The organism is Paraburkholderia heleia NBRC 101817 (assembly GCF_000739775.1).
In the GTDB taxonomy this organism is placed as follows: Bacteria; Pseudomonadota; Gammaproteobacteria; order Burkholderiales; family Burkholderiaceae; genus Paraburkholderia; species Paraburkholderia heleia.
This window is the reverse complement of the sequence record NZ_BBJH01000085.1, coordinates 1-2,092: the sequence shown is the minus strand read 5'-3', so window position 1 is coordinate 2,092 and position 2,092 is coordinate 1. Positions and strand designations below refer to the sequence as shown.

At 64.7% G+C, this 2,092-nt stretch carries 1 protein-coding gene; it reads left to right on the top strand.

Annotation, left to right across the window (positions count from 1 at the left end; genetic code table 11):
• Positions 1–2,043: ImcF-related family protein (locus tag BHE01S_RS35725; RefSeq protein ID WP_042273199.1), on the top strand; the 2,043-nt coding region annotated here is incomplete at its 5' end.
• Between the last annotated feature and the right edge of the window lie 49 nt (positions 2,044–2,092).

The window sequence follows — 2,092 nt, the reverse complement described above, 5'->3', positions numbered from 1 at the left end:
ACGCTCAAGGCCTACCTGATGCTCGCTCAACCGCAGCGCGCCGTCGCATCCTTCCTCACGCCGCAACTGGTCGCGACAGCGGTTCCCGCACGCCCGCTCAATTCGCCGCTTTCATCAGGCACGTGGGAAGACTTGCGCCAGCACACGATCCCCTTTTTTGCCAACCACCTCGGACGTCGGACTGCGGCTAGCGGCTCAGCGCTTGCGATCGTACCGGACAGCAGCCTGGTCGCATCCACGCGCCAAACCATCATCGGCGTGCGCGGCATCCAGAACTCGACCGATGCGGTCTACCTGCAGATTCTCGATGACGCAAAGCCGAAGTACCCTCCGGTGACTCTGGCCACGCTGCTGGGTGATACCACAGGGCGCGGCCTCTTCAACACGACGCAGACCATCCCCGGCATCTTCACTCGGGCAGCCTGGGAAGAACGCATCGCGAAGGCAATCGACGAGGCGAGCGAGAAGGGCAACGTTGCCGGCGACTGGGTGCTCTCCGACGCAAAAGCCACCAATCAGGCACCCTCGACGCTGAAGGCCGAACTGCGCCAGCGTTACTTCGACGACTACGCGCGGGCCTGGGAGCAGTTCCTCAACAGTCTGCGCTGGCAGCCCGCGCCGACGCTCTCGGCCACGGCCGACCAGCTCAATCTCCTGGGCGACCCACAACGCTCGCCGATGGTCGCGTTGATGAACGCAATCGTGTACCAGGCAGGTACCGGTGCAAGCACGCAGTCGCTCTCGGCCACGTTGATCAGCAAGGCGCAGCAACTTGTCGGCGCTGACGAAAAAGATCCGTCAAAACAGGCACAGCCCCAGTTGGCGCCGCTTGCAATCGCATTCGGCCCGATCCTGCGCTTGACCGGCAGCGACGTAATTCCTGCAGCGTCAGGCAAAACCGGCAACGCTCCCGCACAACTGGCCGCCACCGGCGACCTGAGCCTTGCCCGCTATCTCGAACGCGTAACCGCGATGCGCCTGAAGATCGAGCAGATGGTGAACAGCGCCGATACGGATGCGATGTCGCGCATTGCCGCGCAGTCAGTGCTGCAGGGCAAGACCTCAGATATCGCTGAAAGTCGCGACTACGCGAGCCGCGTTGCAGCAAGTCTCGGCCAGCAATGGGCCGGCTTCGGCCAGTTGCTGCAGGCGCCGCTCGACCAGACCTGGCAGGCCGTGGTACAGCCTGCGGCAGCAAGCCTGAACGACATCTGGCGCACGTCGATCCTGGCCGACTGGAATCGCACCTTCGGCGGCCGCTATCCGTTTGCGGATTCGGAGAACGACGCATCATTGCCCGAGATGGCGCGCTTCATGCGGCCGGACAACGGGGTGATCGCCCAGTTCGTTGCGACGCAACTGGCGGGCGTCGTCGAACGACAGGGCGACCGCTGGGTCGCCGCGCAAGGTGCCGACCATGGCTCGCAACAGGACGCGATGCGGCTCGACCCGGGATTTCTTGAAGGTTTGAACCGCCTCACCCGTGTTTCGACGGTGCTGTTCCCGGCCGGCGACGCGCATGTCCGGTTCGATCTGCGCGGCGTTGCGACGCCGGGTGTGACCGACATGAGGATTGTGCTGTCCGGGCGTGCACTCGACTACTTCAACCAGAAAGAAGACTGGGTGCCGTTCGAGTGGCCCGGGCAATCGCTGGAGAACCTCTCGCGCATCGAATGGCAGACCGGGCAGGGTGGCCTGCGCTCGGCAATGGACGCGCAGGGACGTTTCGGGCTGATCCGGCTGCTGGAACGCGCGAAGGTCTCCCAGCAGGACAACGCGCGCTATCTGCTGACGTGGGCACCCGATACGAGCCAGGGCATCTCGCTGAGGGTCCAGTTGCGCAGCGATGCGAGCGCGGGGCCGCTCGATGTGCTGCAGCTTCGGCACTTCGCACTGCCCACGCGCATCTTCGTGACCGGCGGCGCCAAGGCCAGCCCCAGGCTTTCCACGAGCAACCCACCGCCGTTGCCACCGGCCGCGGTCGCCGCCGCGAAACATGCCGCCATGCCGTTGCCACACGGCTCCGTGCCGGAGGTGGAATGAAACTGGGAGAACTTTTCAGGAATCTCTTTCCTGCACGTGAAGACGCCGG